The following is a 15,372-nucleotide window of genomic DNA, read 5'->3' on the forward strand; positions in this document are numbered from 1 at the left end:
TACAGGCTTAAAGCGGTAGAAGCTATCGCGGGAAACGCCCATGACTTTGCACGCCTGAGAGACGTTACCCAGCATTTTGGCGAGATTGAACATACCCAGTTTGTTTTGGATAATCTTGTCCTGTGTATTCATTGTGACACTCCCATTCGGTATCAAGTTTACACGAAGTGTCAGATTAAGTCTCGTTTATTACACGTAAAGAGACAACATCTTACCCATTATAGAATTTCTACATACCCTTCTGTTCCATGCACGCGAATTCGTTGCCCGTCTTTGATCCGTTGGGTCGCATGATCTACTCCAACCACCGCTGGTAAACCATATTCCCGTGCGATCACGGCTCCATGCGTCATCAGTCCACCCACTTCGGTGACTAAACCTTTGATAGATACAAACAAGGGTGTCCAGCTAGGGTCCGTAAATGTGGTGACTAATATATCGCCATCTTCCAGATCAGCTTCTTCCATGTTGAGAATGACCCGTGCGCGTCCTTCTATCACTCCGGCGGAAACGGGTAGACCGACGATCGCATCAGCTGGCAAATTCTCTCGTTTGTACTCACCTGCAATGATTTCACCCTCAGACGTGATTACACGCGGCGGCATTAGTTTTTCATAGCGTTTGTACTCACCTTTTCGTTTGCTGATGATTGAGTAATCCATTTGATTTGTGCATACAACGTTGCGAAGTTCTTCAAAGGTGAGATAGTAGGCATCTTCCTTTTCCTGAATCACACCTGCTTGGATGAGTTGTTCGACTTCTTTCAGCAATGCCTGCTTATAAACAAAGTAACGACTCACGATGCCGTATTTGGGATATTCACGATAGCCAATGAAACTCCGAAGCAGCTTGATCATGCGTTTTGTTTCATTGACCTTTTGTTCACCATCCGGTAATTGCTGCAATCGCTCTAATAGCTCTTGTTCTTTTCTTAAAGCTGACTGTTGCCCTTGCTCAAATTTGCGATCGCGTTCACCCGACTCTAAGTTCTTGATGTTACTCAAAATCATCGGAATCAGTGTGGGTGGTTTTTCGCTCCAACGAGGTCTCGTAATATCGATTTCTCCAGCGCATCGCATCCCGTATTGGTCAAGAAAAGTCGCGATCGCGCTCTGCGCTTCCTGTCCACCCTCAATCTGCACTAATTCACCCAGAAAATTATCCTCTTCGACCTGTTGCAAATACTCAATGACTTTCGGGTAAGGACGAATCGCATCCGCAACATCCAATAGTGCCAGACCCATTTGTGACGTAATATTGTTGGGTGCTGATTGAGCAAGCGTGTCCGCTACATTTTTTTCGCCTAACCACTCGTTCATTTTTTCATTGATCCAGGAGGCAGCATTCATCCCCGTAATCAGCACACCAAAACTCTGGGAATCAAAGTTGGTCTGCTTTAATTGCTGAATATCTTCCAGGATAAAATCAAATAGATCCGCTCCTGATTTCGTTTGGATGGTTTGTTTTAACGCTGCGATCGAGGCTTGGCTCTGTTGAATTAAATCAGCCACAATCGCCGGATCGTAATCGTTTAGGGTTTGAAAATCCGCAAGCGATCGCCTTTTACTGCTTTTGCCGGGACTCTGATCATCAGGTAACAATTTGATAAAATCCCCCCGCTCCAAGATGGTTGTCAGCGCATCTTTCATCAGCGGATCAGATTTTCCCAAGGTGACGTTTAATATCGTTTCTCTGCCGACAGGTGAAGCCAGCGTCGCTGTCACATCAACGAATAACCGTCCACCAGCCGTGTGCATGGGTGCAGGGGTCATTAACAGAAAAAAAGACAATCCCAAGGGTTTCATGGCATCGGTCATCATTTGGTTGTGACCGACAGAAACAAAGACGCGATTTTCCTGATCATTCATTTCAGGAATCGGGAATAACGTCGTGATTGGTCTACTCTGGACAATGTAAAACGTATCATCAACCAAACACCATTCAATGTCTTGGGGACTGCCGAAATGAGCTTCGATTGTTCGACCGATGCGCTCAAGCTGCACAATCTGCTCATCTGTCAGCACTTGTTGATTCTGCCGCTCAGTCTCAATCTCCTGTGCTTTTGTACCACCATCTTTTAGAGCACCAATTGCTAGTTTCTTGGTGGATATTTTCTTATCGATCACCTTACCGTTCCGCACTTTGTAGTTATCGGCATTCACCACTCCAGAGACGATCGCTTCCCCCAGTCCAAAACTGGCATCAATGGAGACCACCTTTCGATTACCAGTAACCGGATCTGCCGTAAACAAAATCCCTGACATCTGTGGAAAGACCATCTTTTGAACCACCACAGACAGGTAAACTTTACGGTGGTCGAAGCCGTTTTGCAGGCGGTAAATGATTGCCCTCTCGGTAAATAGCGATGCCCAGCACTTGCTGATGTGCTTGAGGATTGCTTCTTTCCCAATAATATTTAAATAAGTATCCTGCTGACCTGCAAAGGAGGCTGTGGGTAAATCCTCTGCTGTTGCGCTTGATCGGACGGCGTAGGCAGCTTTTTTTCCAAGCCTGGAAAAAAAGTGGGCGATCACTTCACTCATATCTTCAGGAATGGCTATCCCTTCGATAATCCTGCGAATCTCACTGCTAACTTCACGGATTTTATCCCGCTCATTCACCTTCAAACGCGATAACTGCTCCAGTAATTCGTTAATCGACGGTGTTTTCTCAATGATTCTTTTATAGCAATACTTCGGACAGTTTTTTGAACGCTTCTAAAAAGCTTTCAGGGCTTACGGTTCCAGCATTGAGCTATTTTTTCAAAGTTGGCTCTATTCCTAACTTTGAAAATAAGATCCTGTTCCGCGAGCGAGTCAGGGTTTGAGCCGGAAAATCTGCTCAAATTTTGTCCGAAGTATTGTTATAGGCGATCGTCGAAATACAAAAGCCATTGGGTACGAGTATTCCTTCAATCCTGGAAAGTTCTCCCAGGTTCGCCCCTTTACCTCCAACGACTCCAATTCTGGTTTCATCAATGTCCGGAAAACCAAGCACATAGAAACTCATAGATTGACCTCTTTTTCTTCTAAAGGATGCCAATTCTCTCGATTTAGGCGATAGACAAAGCAATCATCGTCTCCAAACTGACGACGCTCTACACATTGGAATCCCAAGCGTTCATAAAAGCGATGAACGCGAGTATTGCTGATCAGCGGATCGACGAGGACTGCCGTTACCAATGAGTCAGAAAAACAGCGGGTAAGGGCAAGGTGCATCATTTGAGTCCCATAACCTTTGCCTAAATCTGTCTCCGCTCCAATCCAGATGTCGATCGCCCGAAGATTTTCTGCTACATCCCTCCAGTAGTGGCTTTCCTCCCGTGCCGGATCGATAATTTGAATGAATCCGAGCGCCCGACCGTCGATCTCTGCAATCAGTTGTTCTCGCCAATCAGGGGTGCGATCGAGTTCTATCTCCCAATGCCAATCATCGTTTGGATCAGAGGCGATCACATGCGGTTGTTCATCCCAGTGTTGCAGGAGGTCTAAATCAGCGGAAGTAGCAGGGCGCAAGTTTATCATTCGCTAACCAGCATTTTTTGATAATTTGCAGATAGCTTCTGGTAGGCGTGCGATCGCATTGCCAGTAACGTCACCATTAACCCAATGAGTCCGGTTAGGGTAAATAAAAGGGCAATGCCGCGATTGGCTCCAGTGCCAAACCAGTCACCAATTAGATCTACGCCTGACCCTGTAGTCATAAATGGGATGAAAATGAACTGGGCGATCGGTCCAATCATAAAGGCGGTGAGGGGTGATGCCGCTTGCTCAATACTCTGGGCAAAGCCGAAAACACGCCCTTGCCGTTCCAATGGAATGACGGTTTGCAGAATCGTTTGTTCTGCTGCTTCAACGACTGGAATTAGACAGAGATAAATGAACATCCCAATAGCTAACGATGCAACCGAGGCTTGAATCGTAAAGCCAGTGGCAATCACCCACATAACAATATTTGCCAGAAATAGGGTTTGTAATGGACTCTTTCCTAACCCTCGTTTAGCAACAACCAAGCCACCCACAATAAATCCCAGGCTTAAAAGTCCCCACAAAATTCCCCACACTTGTACTGAAACCAGGGATAGACCGTAGGCATCCATCAGGGACATGAAGACACCACCCAGAAAATTATTGAAGCAATTAAAGAAAATCAGTCCAAATAAGCCGGGGACGAGCGCGATGGCCCGAATCGTCCCGCGAATGTCGATGTGTTGGGTGTGATGTTCCGGATGGATAATCGTTTGTTCGGGAATGGGGAGAGTACTCAGATGCAGGATGACGGCAACCGTCAGGGCGATCGCAAACACCATCACCCAATAGACACCCAGAAAACCGATCGCCAATCCGCTAAAGATAGAAGCGATGAGAAATGACACCCCATTGGCGGTACCCACCAGACCATTGGCTTTGTCTCGCTCAGCTTCAGGAATCAGCAGGGTGACGAGGGTTGGTAGGGCGATGGTGCGGATATTCCCTGCGATCGCTCCCATCAAAGTTAGCACAATAAAAATCCACAGCGGAATGCTGGACACATCGGTAAAAACAGAGGGTGACGTAGAGCTAAAAATGATCTGAGCCAGCAGATATAAAATAAGCGAGCAAGCGCTGGACAGTAACATCACCGTTTTCTTACGGTAGCGATCGACCAGCGAGCCGAGAAAGAACCCAGAGAGGGCAACCGTTCCAACATACACACCCGCCATCACTGAGGTTGCCAGTACGGATTGAGTTTGCAGAAAAACCCAGAAGGTGACGGCAAACCAGACAAACGTGTTGGTCAGTGCAGCCACCAGCGAGTTGGCTATGATGGCGTAAAACGTTTTGGTCATTGAATACCCTTAATTCATCCATTAAGAGGGGGTTGGAGGTGGCTAGTTACGGCAGGGGCTGACTCCCAGTGATTGTTGCGCCCATCGCTACATTGACTCAGAATGTAGAAAACCATAGTTTCTCTATTGGATAGAGTTTTCTTAGAATAGCGGTCGCGGCTGCTTTTCACTTCATCCAACGAGGTGAAGCTAATATTTCTCCATCTTTTGGTGGATGAGTATGCTTCACATTCTTTCTTGGCGCGATCGTAGCTCAAAATTTAACGCTTTAATCGATAGTGCAGCAACATGAACCCATTGTTGTAAATCTTGCTATTGGCGAGTTCCAGCGAAGTTAACTCAACTACATCTGAAAACAGTGCAATACCCGAACCGAGTAGAATCGGATGTACTTTGAGAATCATTTCGTCAATTTCTGGGAAAAGGGCTGTTGCTAAATTTCCGCCACCGCATAGCCAAATGTCTTTACCTGGTTGTTGCTTCAATTTTCTAACCAGTGCCACAGGATCGGTTGAAACCACTGCAATAGTTGGATCAGGGCTTTTTTCTACTGTGCGAGAAACAATGTACTGCTCCATCTGTGGATAGGAGTTGGTAATCCCCTCATGGAGTTCAACCTCATAGGTTCCGCGCCCCATCACAACTGCATCAAAAACCTGATTCTCGGCAGTAATGCCCAACTTGTCCCGAAAATGGGCTGGAATTGTCTCCGGAAAGAGTTGAAGCAAATCAGCAACGTGATCTCCTTCCATCAAGAAGAAGTCAAATGAGCCGTCTTTACGGGCAATAAATTTATCGACTGTGCAAGCAATGTAGTATTTCAATTGACGCATACTTAACTTCCCTGCAAATTATGGACGGACTGCAGCGATTAAATCTCCTGGGCTGTTTCGATGCGATCGCCAAAATTGCACATGGTACAACCCACATTCTGTAGTATCTTTGTAGTATAGCCATGTAGCAAGACTATTCTCTACATCTAAAGGAGGAGATTCCAATCTGCTGGATTATCACAAAGTTGAACTCTGAACACCTGGTTTTGCGAGTGGTTTTACTCTAGCTCGTCCTGTTTCGATTGTATTTATTTTGATGGGACTCCAACGTGCCTGATCGAAATCCATCACAAGATTTTGATAGTGGTACAACAATTTGATAGTTCAGTACGAGAACTTTATCTAAACTAGAAGCAATGAATGATACCAGACTACCGGAAATTAATTTTGAACAGGGTAAAGCTGTACAAAATCGCGGGGGATGCCTTTGTGGAGCAGTTCGCCTGGAAATTTCTGCTGAGCCTTTTCGGGTGGGCATTTGCCATTGTCTAGACTGTCGCAAGCACCACGGGGCGGTATTCAATACTGTTGCAGTGTTTCCTGCCGATGCGGTCAGCATCACTGGCACGGTGTCCAACTATCGCGATCGCTATTTCTGCCCAGTTTGCGGCTCCTCGGTCTTCGGACGATCTGGCGACGAAATCGAAATCCCTGCTGGCACCTTCGATAGGCCGAATCAAGTGACACCCACCTATGAACTCTGGATGTGTCGTCGAGAGGATTGGCTACCCCCGTTCAACGTTGCACGTCGATATGAGCATGATCGCGAAGGGACGGCACGCACCGAACCATAACAACGGGTAGAGGGTGATTAAATTGACAGAAGCCTGTCAATTTGGTAAAGTGCTGTCATATGAGTGAACCGAGTGCCAATGGCAGTGCCTTTACCGAACTCATCCTTGAGGTCTTTCGGCTAAATGGGCTTTTGTTGGAAGCGGGCGATCGGTTGACCCATCCCGTTGGGTTAAGTAGTGCCCGTTGGCAGGTGCTTGGCGTTGTGGAACATCAATCAACACCCGTTGCTCATGTTGCTCGAATCATGGGGCTAACTCGACAAAGTGTTCAGCAAACCGCTGATGCCCTGGCAAACGATGGATTTATTACCTATACAGACAATCCTCACCATCGTCGTGCCAAATTAATGACCATTACATCCAAAGGTCGTAAAGCCCTCGATTACGTCCAGCAGTGCCAGACTGATTGGGCAAATCAAGTCAGTGAAACGCTTTCATTAGAAGCATTAGAGACTGCTGTTACAGTCTTGCAACAACTCAGAGAACGTCTCGAAAGCCACGAAACTGATGGACTGGATGAATAATGGCGATCGCCCTCCATCATTACTATTAAGGAAACACAATGAAAATTACCGCTTCTGCCATTTCGTTGAACGTGGATGATGTCACTGCATCGGCTACCTTTGCCAAACAACATTTTGGTTTCAACGAGCAAATGTCAGCCGATGGCTTCGTCTCCCTTGTCAGAGAAGATGCTGGCTTCAACCTGGTCTTTCTAAAAACTGGCTTGGAAAGCTTTAAACCCATCCACATGCGTGAACATCGGGCAGATGGATTGCTGATTGCATTTGTGGTAGATGACATCGACACGGAATATGCACGACTACAAGCGGAAGGTGTACCAATCACAACTCCAATTGAAACTGAACCCTGGGGTGAACGATTCTTTCAAGTGACAGACCCGAATGGGGTAGTGATTCAACTGGTTCAGTGGATGACTCAATCTGACTAGGAGAGAGTTGCATGAACTCATTCAATTTTCGTTCTGCTACTCCATCTGATGCTGATGCTGTAGCACAGGTTTATCTCAGTTCTCGAAAAGCGTTTGTTCCATTTGCTCCGATCGCCCATTCTGAGGCAGCTGTTTATGAATGGATTCGTGACATCTTGATTCCTGGAAGCCAGGTAACAGTAGTAGAGCGAGACAATAAGATTATAGGCATGATGGCATTGTCAACGACCGAAGGAACAGGATGGATTGATCAGCTTTATTTACATCCTGATGTCGTTGGGCAGAAAATTGGAACCAAGCTGATTGAACGCGCAAAAGCAGAACTGGGTTCTCCGATCCGGCTTTATACGTTCCAGGAGAATCAGGGGGCAATTCGATTTTACGAACGACACGGATTCAAAGCGGTTCAGTATCGTGATGGTTCTGAAAATGAAGAAAACTGTCCTGATATTTTGTACGAGTGGCGTGTGTAATTGAGCACCTCAGCTATCAATTCATTTTATGAATGGTTCCACCAGCGATCGCACTCGCTCTGTATCATCTAGGCTAACAAGGGGCATACCGTGGGCGGGCACGATGACTGGATTATCCGCTAAAGCCCCCATGACCGTTTGCGCCACTGCCTGGACATTTGAGCAAAGCACCTTCAGATACACCCGATTCACCTTGAGTCCGGGCGCACTACCCGTTGACCAAAACAAAAACTTTGCCAGCCAGTTGTCCGGTAAGGATGTCCAATGACTCACAATTTCATCAAGATATACAACTGGACGTTCTCCCCGTCGTGCGATCGCGATTGTGCCTCCTTTTTTCGTGCCGGGAACTTCTCGAAGTTCCACCTGAGAAGCTGTGAGTTTTGCCAGCGGCAGGAATGGTCTGACTCCATCCTGATTAATTTGCTCTAGGGCAATGTCTGGAGCATAAGAAACGGCAGTAGGATAACGAGTTTGCCACTCAGCGTGACCTAAATCGTGACCCGAATGAGGGGCAATTAAGGCTACAACTTGTCCCTTTGCATCGATCGCTGCAAAATCTGCTTCGGAGAGTCCAATGGGTGGACTAATGACGGCTAGATGATTGCCGTCCAGCACAAAGGCAAATGCATTGGCTTTATATCCATTGGCAACATACTCATAGACCCATACGTTGCTATTTTCAAGTACTTTTTGCCAAGTCATACGATTTCTCTATTGTTGATTATTGGTCATTGGTTACTGATCACTAGCGGCAAGTGACAAATGACGAACGACAAATAACTAATTCAACCGATACGCTGTTGTGATGACAGGTTCCCTCTCCGGGAGGCTCACGAAATTGCTCCACCAGAAGGTTTTTCCATCCCTGATGCTGACTCGATAGGATGAGTGAACTATCTGCTTCAGCGTCAGAGTTAGTGTAAATCTCCATGACATAAAACCAACGCGCCTAGTTCCGATTGTAGTCATTTTCGCTTCGTTCACTTCAAATTTTGAAAACCAACCACAAGATTGTGATAGTGTCGCAAGAATCAGATAGTCAGGTGCAAATGATCTCTCTACTCTAGAAGAAATTGTAGAGTGAGGGTTTTATGGAGAAACAACGTTCAACAAATTTTTCTACAGAAACTATTCTTGCTGGTGACTGAACGTGAAATTCATGATTTGAAAGGCGATCGCCTTAATTGACTCGTCGAGAGTATTTGAAATAATGTTTAATTCTTTTTCGCAAGGAGCATTTTTAACCACTTTTTGTTTAGCCAGTCTAACCGTTTGCAATGCTCATAACAATAATTCTGACATTTACAAAACAGATGGAGACATCACATGATTACTGTCCATCACTTAAATAACTCTCGCTCCCAGCGCATCCTGTGGCTGCTGGAAGAACTGGGTTTGGAGTATGACATCAAGTACTACGAACGTGACCCCAAAACGCTGTTAGCCCCTGAATCGTTGCGACAGGTGCATCCTTTAGGTAAGTCGCCTGTCATTACTGATGGAACGCTGACGTTAGCAGAGTCGGGAGCTATCATTGAGTATTTGGTAGGGCAATACGGGGAAGGACGATTAATACCTCCACCTGGCACACCAGAGCGGCTGCGCTATACCTACTGGCTGCATTATGCCGAAGGTTCCGCCATGCCACCTTTGTTACTCAAGCTGGTTTTCGATCGCATTGAACAACAGCCGATGCCGTTCTTTGTCAAACCGATCGCGCACAGGATCACCAGTCGAACCAAAGAGGCATTCATCACTCCTCAAATTACACAGCACTTGAATTATCTTGAATCAATAGTCCGGACAGATTTTGACAAGAAAGCTACCCATCGCATAGGGTGCAAATAATCACAAAAGCACGAGATGGATAGCGATGGAAGCCATTGTACAAAGCCTACTGACCGAAGTGGGCAATTTCGCAAACCTCAAACGAAATTCTTCATGACCTTATTCGCCACGATGTTGATGGTGTGCGGCAAAGTCAACTTTAGTAACCTGAGTCGATACAGTGATTTAAGCGAACGCACCTACCGCCGACAGTACAAACAAGAGTTTGAATTTGCAGCGTTTAACCGAGCGTTGGTGGGTCGCTCCAGTCAAACGGGTGCAGCTTTGTTAGCCGTCATGGACTGCTCGTTTGTTGCGAAGAGCGGGAAGGCAACGTTTGGGCTGGATAGGTTTTGGAATGGGTGTGCCAGTCGAGTCGAAACGGGATTAGAGATTTCGGTGATTGGGGTGGTCGATGTGGAGACTGAGCAGGGTTATGCCTTATCGGCAGAGCAAACGTATGCCCAATCGACTTTGCCAGAGTTTACTCGCATGGATCAATACCTCTACCATCTCGATGGTGTACGCCCTCATTTGCCGCCCGAAGTGGAATATCTTGCGGTCGATGGTGCCTATGCAAAACAGAGTTTTGTCTCCGGGGCGGTGGATCTCAAGTTGCAGGTGATCAGTAAATTGCGCTGTGATGCGAATCTCCAGTTTTTCTACACGGGCGAACAGAAGCGACGAGGCAGACCGCGCCAGTATGCGGGCAAAGTTGACCTCGCTGACTTGAGCCGCTTCACGTTTGTCGAAACGGTACAGCCCGATGTGGCTCTGTACACGGCTGTTGTCTTTCATGTATCGCTCAAACGCTCGATTCGAGTCGTCTATCTCGTAGATCGTCGTCACCCGACCCGCACTCGCACCTGCCTATTATTCAGCACTAATATTGAGCAAGACCCGATGCAGATTTACCAGTACTACAAACTGCGCTTTCAAATTGAATTCATCTTCCGCGATGCCAAGCAGTTTACCGGACTGGAGGATTGCCAAGCTCGCGATGCCCAAAAGCTCGCGTTCCATTTCAATGCCAGTTTGACAGCACTCAATTTGGCGAAGTTCGACGCGCTGCAACAGCATTCAGGACAGCACCCGTTCGTCTTCTCAATGGCAAGCGTCAAGCGACGAATGCTCAATCAGCATCTCCTCGACCGATTTATTTGCAACTTAGACCTGGAGCCAAGCCAAATTAAATCCCATCCCAACTACTCAACCCTCTGCAACTACGGCATCATCGCCGCCTGATTCTGTCCGAACCATTGTTGAATCAGAATTGGAGAAAACGCTCTGGTTTACGGGAAATGAATTTATGGCGGCTGATATTCAGATGAGCGTTCCCGTTGAAGCAGCGGTAGCGCGAGGTGGGTTGAATGCTAGTCGTCCACGGTTGATGGAATTTTGCGATCGCATCCACTCCCGTCCAGCGTACCAACGAGCCTTAGAGCGGGGTGGTGCCTATCAGCTTGTAAGCTAGTTCAATCATTTATTCTAGAAGGATAACTCTATGACAGACCAACATCCTTTGCTTCTTCGAGCCGAACAAATTACGGCAAATTTGCACAGCTTTTCGCATCCCTGGAATCCAAACTCTGAACTGGCAGGAACTCAGTTAGGTAAGATGGTTGGGCTACAGCGCACAGGGGTTAACTTTATCCAAGTCCCCCCCGGCAAAGAATCATTTATTTATCATTCTCATTGTCGAGAAGAGGAATGGATTTATATTCTATCGGGTCATGGCGTGGCAGAAATTGATGGATCAGAAGTTGCAGTCGGCGCTGGAGATTTTATGGGATTTCCTACGCCTTCGATAGCTCATCATCTGAGGAATACAGGTAATGAAGATCTGGTATATCTAACCGGAGGAGAAAACTTAGATGTCGAAATTGCTGAGTTTCCGCGTTTAGGCAAACGAATGATTCGGCGTGACGGCGCGATCGAAATCTATGACTTATCCGATGCCAAGCCCTTTGAACCGTTAGATCCATGATGATAAACACTCACTGGAGTTTCAATGGAGATACAGATTGAACCTTACAAAGCTGATCAACTTGATGCCATTATTCGTCTTTCGCTTCGAGCTTGGACTCCGGTCTTTGAATCGATTCAGAACGCGATGGATTTTGATGTTTACCAGGAACTCTATCCCGAAGATTGGCGTGTGAGTCAGCAAAAGGCAGTGGAATCGGTTTGTACTGCTAAGGACACCGATGTATGGGTGGCGATGGATGCTGGTTCAATTACAGGCTTTGTGGCTGTAAAACTTGATGCGGAGTCTCGCATGGGTGAAATCTACATGGTCGCTGTTGATCCAGATTTTCAAGATCGTGGCATTGGTAGCGCTTTAATAGAATTTGCACTGGATTGGATGAAAGAAGCAGGAATGTCCGTTGCAATGGTCGAAACGGGTGGTGATCCGGGTCATGCTCCAGCCCGACGCACCTATGAAAAACTTGGTTTTGGACTATTACCGATCGCCCGATATTTCAAGAAGCTCTAGGACACAGGATTGATCAGGATTGGTCTTGAATCGCTTTATCAGCCACACCGTAGACAACACAATGAAGCTTTGACTGCTCTCAGTTGAAAACATCCCTCGATTATCAGCTCCAAGTGTTAGGTCAAATCATTGCTTGCCAAATCATTGCTTTTTTCTCCATCATTTTGACAAATTCGTCTTTACCATCCATATAACCTTTAATGTCGTGAGGATACTGTTTTGCTAACTGCCGTTTTAATTCACTATATTGTTGAGCATCATCAGGATGGGCAATCATGTAGTCACGAAATGCTAAATGACGAGTGATTTCAGGTGAACCGCCTTCGTAGGTATGTACGTTGTGGGTTCTAATCTCAGGAGAACAACTCTTACGAAAGTAACGCCGACCGGGAAGCCCAAATTCACCCATTGCTTCGTATCCAATGGTTGTCATTGCCCCATTCTGTTCATCCGTTTTGGCAATGCTTTTTACTTCAATCAAAAAATCAATCACAGGTTTAGCATAAATGCCTGGAATTGCAGTACTGCCAATATGGTGGATGGCAACGATATTTTCTCCCATCACCCATGCGAGTTGCTGAGACTCTTTTTGAAACTCTTCCTGCCATACGGGATCAGGGGGGACAACTTCTACTTTCATAGTCTCGTTAATTTATCCGATAAGCTTTTGGAGTCGTGCCTTTCATCTGGCGGAATTTTTTACTGAGATGACTGTGACTCTTGAAACTACATAGTAAAGCAATATCCGCGATCGAGCGAGCGCTTTGTTTCAACAATCGTTTTGTTCGTCCAATCTTACGATATACATCCCTGAAAATTAATCCCAAGATTTTGACAGTAGCACAAGAATCAGACAGCGGGAGACTGAATTGTTGATTAACCTGAAAACGCAGCTAGCAGCCAAGCCTGCCAATATCCACGTCTGCAAAAATCATTTGTAACCATCTACCATTATTCAACTGGGAGGAGGGAGTGTATGACTAATCAAGTTACCAACTTCAATCATACGAAGAGAATGAAGAAAGAACTGAAAACGGCTGCCTTCTGAAGTTAAGCTTATCTCGCATTTGGGATTTGCATCTATGCTGCTCTCGGATGAACCGCGCATCTGGCAGGGACGCGATCCGGTACGGATCAGCTTCGCTGCACGCTTTGGTAAAACGTATTGGCATATTTATGAACCTATCCGCGATCGCTCCTTCAGATTTACCTCTAAGCAGGAAGTACGACAATGTTTAGAGAAACGATTTCCTGGTCACTAGATTCTCTCTGAGGTGAGTAAGATGTTTAGCAAAGAACCCCTCATTGCAGACCTGGCTCAACTTGAATTACAGGTACTCCTCACAAATGGAGGTCAGTATGGCTCACTTGATCTACACGGCGAACTCGTCACTCGACGGCTACATCGAGGATATGGATGGCAAATTTGACTGGACAGCGCCAGACGATGAATATTTCAGGTTTATCAGCAACCTCGTACGGAAAGCTGGCACTTATCTCTACGGGCGTCGAATGTATGAGACCATGATGGTTTGGGAGACCGACCCCAACTTAGCTGCTGAGTCTCCACTCAGGCGCGACTTCGCAGAGATCTGGCAAGCAGCCAATAAAATCGTGTACTCCAAGACATTGGAGAGAGTATCCACTCGCAAAACACAGCTTGAGCGAAGCTTCGATCCAGAAGCCATTCGACAATTAAAAGAGGCTGTTGAACAGGATATCCTTATCGGTGGTGCTGAGCTTGCTGCCCACGCCTTTCGATCAGGATTGATCGATGAGTGTCATCTGTTCCTCCTACCGATCATTGTAGGAGGCGGCAAACCATCCCTCCCAGACAACGTTCGATTGGATCTCGATCTTTTAGAGGAACGCCGCTTTGGCAGTGGCGTGATTTTCCTCCGTTATCGAACAAGATTCTTCCGCAGTTGATTCTGGTTGATCCACTGATCCAGCAAATTCTGCTGTCTCTTCATGCGGATATAACTACGGAGCATCCGACCGGGCGGCTCTTTGGAAATTCATTGGCGATCGCTCTTGCATCTCGGCTCCTGCAAAATCACTCAGCTTGGAACGTTCAGTGTTTTTCTATGCGTAGCGGATTGCCTCTCTATTTGCGCGATCGCGCCCTGGAATTCATCGAATCCCACCTGGATCAATCCTTTACCCTCGACCAGCTTGCCGACGAACTGGGGATGAGCGTGTACTATTTCTGCCGCCAGTTCAAGCAAGTAATGGGCGTTGCTCCCCATCAGTATGTGACCCGACGACGGATTGAGCGGGCGAAAGAATTGCTCTGGCATAGTCAGTTGCCGATCACAGAGATTGCCCTCCAAGTTGGCTTTGCAACGCCCAGTGCGTTCAGCAGGTTGTTTCGGCAAGTCACCGGGACAACACCCAAAAACTTTCGTCAGCAGCGGTAAAGGAGCGCAAGATCAGCACCACACCGATCGTATAAAGATGGCTGGTTGAGAACGAAAGAGTGTTAGCACTGGGTGAAGCGAGTCGTTAGCTGGCTTTACATTCTCTGTACAAATTGTGTCAATCATTAATCCTGGCGTGTCAGAATCAGATGCTGGAGGTGCATCTCAGCTAATCGTTCAGCTCGATTCGCCTGAATACCGAGGACGAGTTCACCAATCAAAGCGTAGTAAACCATGCGGGCGCGTACCGTTGCTTCAAACGGTGCGAAGCCAACTTCTAAAAACAAATTTTTTGTATAGTCGAGACGACGCTGATCAACCTGGGCAAGAATTGCTGCAATTCTAGAATCATTTGCTGCCCAGGCTCGAATTGCATTTTCGACTTGACCCTCGTCTTGAATTGCCAGTTCAAACAAGTGAAGCAGTTTGGCCGAAGCGTTACCGCCTACTGCCTCAACTTGCTCAATAATGCTCTCAGTTTCACGATTAACCCATGCTTGCAAAATCGCTTCTAAAAGCTCTTCCCGATTTTTAAAGTGCCAGTAGAAGCTACCCTTCGTGACATTCAGCAATTTAGCCAGTGGCTCAACTCGCACGGCTTCAACTCCGTTCTTTGCTAAAACCTCTAGCCCTAAGTTGATCCAGTCTTGCTGTCCAAGCCTGGAAATCTCATTCTGCTTAACCATACGGTGGCGTATTGACATTTGCGAGACAGGTCACTAATCTATAACCATACGGTAGCGTA

Annotated in this window: 21 protein-coding genes and 1 pseudogene; 12 read left to right on the forward strand and 10 right to left on the reverse strand. The window is 46.6% G+C overall.

Annotation, left to right across the window (positions count from 1 at the left end; translation table 11 throughout):
• Positions 1 to 6 precede the first annotated feature (6 nt).
• From ACKFKF_RS16345 to ACKFKF_RS16370, 6 genes and pseudogenes are all read right to left on the reverse strand, one after another.
• Positions 7 to 132, reverse strand: a pseudogene (locus ACKFKF_RS16345) (helix-turn-helix domain-containing protein); the annotation flags it as partial.
• Positions 133 to 218: 86 nt separating this feature from the next.
• A complete protein-coding gene (gene ppsA, locus ACKFKF_RS16350) occupies positions 219 to 2,678 on the reverse strand; it encodes a phosphoenolpyruvate synthase (RefSeq protein ID WP_446868695.1) in 2,460 nt (819 codons plus the stop codon).
• Positions 2,679 to 2,841: 163 nt separating this feature from the next.
• Entirely contained in the window at positions 2,842 to 3,009 is a 168-nt protein-coding gene (locus ACKFKF_RS16355) for a PEP/pyruvate-binding domain-containing protein (protein ID WP_446868643.1), read from the reverse strand.
• Positions 3,006 to 3,524, reverse strand: coding sequence for a GNAT family N-acetyltransferase (locus ACKFKF_RS16360; protein WP_446868644.1), 519 nt, complete (start codon positions 3,522 to 3,524; stop codon positions 3,006 to 3,008). The genes ACKFKF_RS16355 and ACKFKF_RS16360 overlap by 4 nt, the downstream gene beginning before the upstream one ends.
• Positions 3,521 to 4,828, reverse strand: a complete 1,308-nt coding sequence (locus ACKFKF_RS16365) for an MFS transporter (protein ID WP_446868645.1) — start codon at positions 4,826 to 4,828, stop codon at positions 3,521 to 3,523. Before ACKFKF_RS16365 ends, ACKFKF_RS16360 begins: the two co-directional genes overlap by 4 nt.
• A 260-nt stretch (positions 4,829 to 5,088) precedes the next feature.
• A complete protein-coding gene (locus ACKFKF_RS16370) occupies positions 5,089 to 5,661 on the reverse strand; it encodes a dihydrofolate reductase family protein (protein ID WP_446868646.1) in 573 nt (190 codons plus the stop codon).
• 356 nt (positions 5,662 to 6,017) lie between these two features.
• Here ACKFKF_RS16370 and ACKFKF_RS16375 point away from each other — a divergent pair, with 356 nt between their 5' ends.
• Genes ACKFKF_RS16375 through ACKFKF_RS16390 form a run of 4 tightly spaced genes read left to right on the forward strand, consistent with a single transcriptional unit; the run spans position 6,018 to position 7,880 of the window.
• Positions 6,018 to 6,455: a GFA family protein gene (locus ACKFKF_RS16375; protein ID WP_446868647.1), complete on the forward strand. Its 438-nt coding sequence runs from the start codon at positions 6,018 to 6,020 to the stop codon at positions 6,453 to 6,455.
• Positions 6,456 to 6,514: 59 nt separating this feature from the next.
• Positions 6,515 to 6,979 carry a MarR family winged helix-turn-helix transcriptional regulator gene (locus ACKFKF_RS16380; RefSeq protein WP_446868648.1) on the forward strand — a complete coding sequence of 155 codons (465 nt, stop codon included), beginning with the start codon at positions 6,515 to 6,517 and terminating at the stop codon, positions 6,977 to 6,979.
• A gap of 38 nt (positions 6,980 to 7,017) precedes the next feature.
• Positions 7,018 to 7,407 (forward strand): VOC family protein, encoded by a 390-nt coding sequence (locus tag ACKFKF_RS16385; protein ID WP_446868649.1) that lies wholly within the window; start codon positions 7,018 to 7,020, stop codon positions 7,405 to 7,407.
• An 11-nt stretch (positions 7,408 to 7,418) separates the two neighbouring features.
• Positions 7,419 to 7,880 carry an N-acetyltransferase family protein gene (locus ACKFKF_RS16390; RefSeq protein WP_446868650.1) on the forward strand — a complete coding sequence of 154 codons (462 nt, stop codon included), beginning with the start codon at positions 7,419 to 7,421 and terminating at the stop codon, positions 7,878 to 7,880.
• A gap of 21 nt (positions 7,881 to 7,901) precedes the next feature.
• Here the strand turns inward: ACKFKF_RS16390 and ACKFKF_RS16395 are convergent, their stop codons facing one another.
• The gene (locus ACKFKF_RS16395) at positions 7,902 to 8,585 is read right to left on the reverse strand and encodes a hypothetical protein (protein ID WP_446868651.1); all 684 of its coding nucleotides are present in this window, start codon (positions 8,583 to 8,585) and stop codon (positions 7,902 to 7,904) included.
• Between the two features lie 624 nt (positions 8,586 to 9,209).
• Between ACKFKF_RS16395 and ACKFKF_RS16400 the strand changes: the two genes are divergently transcribed.
• From ACKFKF_RS16400 to ACKFKF_RS16420, 5 genes are all read left to right on the forward strand, one after another.
• A complete protein-coding gene (locus tag ACKFKF_RS16400; RefSeq protein ID WP_446868652.1) occupies positions 9,210 to 9,731 on the forward strand; it encodes a glutathione S-transferase family protein in 522 nt (173 codons plus the stop codon).
• Between the two features lie 93 nt (positions 9,732 to 9,824).
• A complete protein-coding gene (locus tag ACKFKF_RS16405; protein ID WP_446868653.1) occupies positions 9,825 to 10,955 on the forward strand; it encodes a transposase in 1,131 nt (376 codons plus the stop codon).
• A 64-nt stretch (positions 10,956 to 11,019) separates the two neighbouring features.
• The gene (locus ACKFKF_RS16410; RefSeq protein WP_446868654.1) at positions 11,020 to 11,184 is read left to right on the forward strand and encodes a hypothetical protein; all 165 of its coding nucleotides are present in this window, start codon (positions 11,020 to 11,022) and stop codon (positions 11,182 to 11,184) included.
• Between the two features lie 30 nt (positions 11,185 to 11,214).
• A complete protein-coding gene (locus tag ACKFKF_RS16415) occupies positions 11,215 to 11,697 on the forward strand; it encodes a cupin domain-containing protein (RefSeq protein ID WP_446868655.1) in 483 nt (160 codons plus the stop codon).
• A gap of 24 nt (positions 11,698 to 11,721) precedes the next feature.
• Positions 11,722 to 12,207: a GNAT family N-acetyltransferase gene (locus tag ACKFKF_RS16420; protein WP_446868656.1), complete on the forward strand. Its 486-nt coding sequence runs from the start codon at positions 11,722 to 11,724 to the stop codon at positions 12,205 to 12,207.
• 121 nt (positions 12,208 to 12,328) lie between these two features.
• Here the strand turns inward: ACKFKF_RS16420 and ACKFKF_RS16425 are convergent, their stop codons facing one another.
• Complete coding sequence (locus ACKFKF_RS16425) at positions 12,329 to 12,847, reverse strand: GrpB family protein (RefSeq protein ID WP_446868657.1); 519 nt, start codon at positions 12,845 to 12,847, stop codon at positions 12,329 to 12,331.
• Positions 12,848 to 12,854: 7 nt separating this feature from the next.
• Positions 12,855 to 13,034: a helix-turn-helix domain-containing protein gene (locus tag ACKFKF_RS16430; protein ID WP_446868658.1), complete on the reverse strand. Its 180-nt coding sequence runs from the start codon at positions 13,032 to 13,034 to the stop codon at positions 12,855 to 12,857.
• A gap of 255 nt (positions 13,035 to 13,289) precedes the next feature.
• On the opposite strand from ACKFKF_RS16430, the gene ACKFKF_RS16435 reads away from it, so the two are divergent.
• From ACKFKF_RS16435 to ACKFKF_RS16445, 3 genes are all read left to right on the forward strand, one after another.
• Positions 13,290 to 13,469 (forward strand): hypothetical protein, encoded by a 180-nt coding sequence (locus ACKFKF_RS16435; RefSeq protein ID WP_446868659.1) that lies wholly within the window; start codon positions 13,290 to 13,292, stop codon positions 13,467 to 13,469.
• Between the two features lie 97 nt (positions 13,470 to 13,566).
• The gene (locus ACKFKF_RS16440) at positions 13,567 to 14,136 is read left to right on the forward strand and encodes a dihydrofolate reductase family protein (RefSeq protein WP_446868660.1); all 570 of its coding nucleotides are present in this window, start codon (positions 13,567 to 13,569) and stop codon (positions 14,134 to 14,136) included.
• Entirely contained in the window at positions 14,133 to 14,627 is a 495-nt protein-coding gene (locus tag ACKFKF_RS16445) for a helix-turn-helix domain-containing protein (RefSeq protein WP_446868661.1), read from the forward strand. Before ACKFKF_RS16440 ends, ACKFKF_RS16445 begins: the two co-directional genes overlap by 4 nt.
• A 125-nt stretch (positions 14,628 to 14,752) precedes the next feature.
• On the opposite strand, the gene ACKFKF_RS16450 is transcribed toward ACKFKF_RS16445, so the two are convergent.
• Complete coding sequence (locus tag ACKFKF_RS16450) at positions 14,753 to 15,313, reverse strand: TetR/AcrR family transcriptional regulator (protein ID WP_446868662.1); 561 nt, start codon at positions 15,311 to 15,313, stop codon at positions 14,753 to 14,755.
• Positions 15,314 to 15,372 lie beyond the last annotated feature (59 nt).

The organism is Phormidesmis sp. 146-12 (assembly GCF_052939495.1).